The sequence below is a fragment of the Streptomyces viridosporus genome (assembly GCF_002078235.1).
GTDB classification, from domain to species: Bacteria; Actinomycetota; Actinomycetes; order Streptomycetales; family Streptomycetaceae; genus Streptomyces; species Streptomyces viridosporus.
Genome location: NZ_MSGP01000621.1, coordinates 1 through 3,049 on the forward strand (window position 1 = coordinate 1; position 3,049 = coordinate 3,049).

Here is a 3,049-nt window from a genome sequence, read left to right on the forward strand (position 1 = left end):
GAGGCCCGGCCGGCGGACGCGTCCCGCGTCCGCCGGCCGGGCCTCGTCGAAGAGCACGCCGCCCGCCGCCGTCTCGACCCGTACCGCGTCGACGTACGCGCCGCGCCCGACGTACAGCCGGTCCGTCGTGTACCGCCAGCGCAGCGCGAGGCCCGGTGCGGCGGGCAGGGCCGCGGTGAGCGCGTGCCAGACGCGGCCCGACCAGCCGGTGGCCGTGCCCGACGGATGCCGCTCCGGCTCCCCGCCCCGGCGCCGCGTGGTGAACGGCACCCCCTGCCAGGTCGTCCCGCCGTCCGTGCTCGCCTCCAGTACGAGGACGTCGGCGCGGGGCTCGGTGTCCCACCACAGGGCGCAGCGCAGCCGTGCGTCGCCGGACGCCGTGTCCAGCGCGGGCAGCGCGAGGGTCGCCGTCGTCGCACTCCCCATCCCGGAGAACCAGGCCGTGCGTCCCCGCGCCGGCCGGACCGGGACCGCACGGGCGAGACGGTTCGCGGTGACCACCCGGGGAGCCGAACCGGACCGCCAACGGCGCACCGGGTGAACCGAGTTGCCCAGCACGACGAGGAACGAGTCGGTCGTCGGGTCGAGCACCAGCGAGGTCCCGGTGAACCCGGTGTGCCCGGCCGTGCGCGGGGTGGCCATCGCCCCCATGTACCAGTGCTGGTGGAGCTCGAAGCCGAGCCCGTGCTCGTCCCCGGGGAAGGCGGTGTTGAAGTCGGTGAACATCAGCTCCACCGACTCGGGCTCCAGGACGCGCGCCCGGCCGTGGACGCCGCCGTTGAGCAGGGTCCGTCCGAGCACCGCCAGGTCCCAGGCGCAGGAGAACACGCCCGCGTGCCCCGCGACCCCGCCCAGGCTGTGGGCGTTCTCGTCGTGCACCTCGCCCCACACCAGCCCCCGGTCGAGACCGGACCACGGCTTGCGGGCGTCCTCCGTGGCGGCGATGCGCGGCCGCCAGGAGGCGGGCGGGTTGTAGCGGGTGCGGCGCATGCCGAGCGGGCCGGTGATCTCCTCGTGCAGGAGCACGTCCAGGGGGCGGCCGGTGACCTCCTCCAGGACCAGCTGGAGCGAGATCAGGTTCAGGTCCGAGTACAGGTACGCGCTGCCGGGCGGGGCGATGGGCGCCTCGTCGAGGACCAGCCGGACCTTCTCCTCGTACGTCGGCGCCTCGTACAGCGGGATCCAGGCGCGGAAACCGGAGGTGTGCGTGAGCAGCTGGCGGATCGTCACGTCCTGCTTGCCGGCGCGTCCGAAGTCCGGCAGGTACGAGGCGACGGGCGACTCCAGTTCCAGCGCGCCCCGTTCGATCTGCTGCACGGCGAGGATCGAGGTGAACAGCTTCGACACCGAGGCCAGGTCGAAGACGGTGTCCTCGGCCATCGGGATCTGCTGCTCCGCCGGGAACTCGACACCGGTGTCGCTCTCCTCGTCGTACGCGCGGTAGCGCACCGCCATGCCGATGGGCTCGTGCAGCGCCACGGTGCCGCCGCGTCCGGCGAGCAGGACGGCGCCCGCGTACCAGGGGTGCTGGGGGGAGGGGCCGAGGAAGGCCTCGGCGTCGGCGACGAGTTGCCGCAGGTGCTCGGGGAGCAGCCCGGCGCGCCGGGCCGATCCGTGCCGCAGGGTCGGACGGCCGCCGCCCGGCGGGGCGGCCGAGGCCGGGCCGGCCGGGAGGGCGGCGAACGCGAGGGCGCCGCCCAGGGCCAGTGCCCGTCCGCCCAGTCGGCGGCGCGTGATTCCTCTCGCCCCTTCGTCCGTCATGAGGTTCCTCCCGTGTCGTCGCCCTGCGCGGCTGAAAGAATCTTTCGGGGGTCGCCTTGCGGGGTGAAACTTTCCTGTCAGGCGCGGTGCCTGTCAATGGGGCGGACAGTCCGCGGGCCGGTGTCTTGACCTTTCCCGGCCGGTGAACCGAGGATCATCTGTCATGACGCCCGGACACGGCAGTACGGTCGACGGAGTCCTGCGACGCAGCGCCCGGCGCACCCCGGCGCGCGTCGCCGTCGAGTACGGCGACCGCATCTGGACCTACGACGAACTCGACACCGCCGTCTCCCGCGCGGCGAGCGTCCTCCTCGCCGAGGGGCTGTCACCCGGCGACCGGGTCGGCGCCTACGGCCACAACTCCGACGCCTATCTGATCGGTTTCCTCGCCTGCGCCCGCGCGGGCCTGGTGCACGTACCGGTGAACCAGAACCTCACCGGTGGCGATCTCGCCTACCTCGTCGAGCAGTCCGGCAGCGCCCTGGTGCTCACCGACCCCGGCCTCGCCGCCCGGCTGCCGGACGGCGTGCGGACGCTGCCGCTGCGCGACGCCGGCGACTCGCTGCTCGCGCGGCTGGCCGGGGCGCCCGCGTACGACGGCCCCGAGCCGCGCTCCGAGGACCTGGTGCAGCTGCTGTACACCTCCGGCACCACCGCGCTGCCCAAGGGCGCGATGATGACCCACCGGGCCCTGGTGCACGAGTACCTGAGTGCCATCACCGCGCTCGACCTCGCCGCGGGCGACCGCCCCGTGCACGCGCTCCCGCTGTACCACTCGGCGCAGATGCACGTCTTCCTGCTGCCCTACCTCGCGGTCGGCGCGACCAACGTCGTCCTCGACGCGCCCGACGGGGACCGGCTCTTCGACCTGATCGAGGCGGGCCGCGCGGACAGCCTGTTCGCGCCGCCCACCGTGTGGATCGGCCTGGCGAACCGCCCCGACTTCGGGACCCGGGACCTGAGCGGACTGCGCAAGGCGTACTACGGGGCGTCGATCATGCCGGTTCCGGTGCTGGAACGGCTGACGGAGCGGCTGCCCTCGCTGGCCTTCTACAACTGCTTCGGGCAGAGCGAGATCGGTCCGCTGGCCACGGTCCTCGGCCCCGACGAGCACCGGGGGCGCATGGACTCCTGCGGGCGGCCCGTGCTGTTCGTGGACGCGCGCGTCGTCGACGAGGACGGCAAGGACGTGCCCGACGGGACCCCGGGCGAGATCGTGTACCGCTCGCCGCAGCTGTGCGAGGGCTACTGGGAGAAGCCGGAGGAGACCGCCGAGGCCTTCCGCGAC

At 73.9% G+C, this 3,049-nt stretch carries 2 protein-coding genes; one reads left to right on the top strand and one right to left on the bottom strand.

Translation table 11 applies throughout. The features are described from left to right. Positions 1-1,761, bottom strand: a 1,761-nt coding sequence (locus B7L92_RS34485; RefSeq protein ID WP_107501703.1) for a serine hydrolase domain-containing protein, incomplete at its 3' end; no start/stop codon positions are given. A gap of 163 nt (positions 1,762-1,924) precedes the next feature. Between B7L92_RS34485 and B7L92_RS34490 the strand changes: the two genes are divergently transcribed. Beyond that, a partial coding sequence (locus B7L92_RS34490) for an AMP-binding protein (RefSeq protein WP_081241173.1) occupies positions 1,925-3,049 on the top strand: 1,125 nt, incomplete at its 3' end.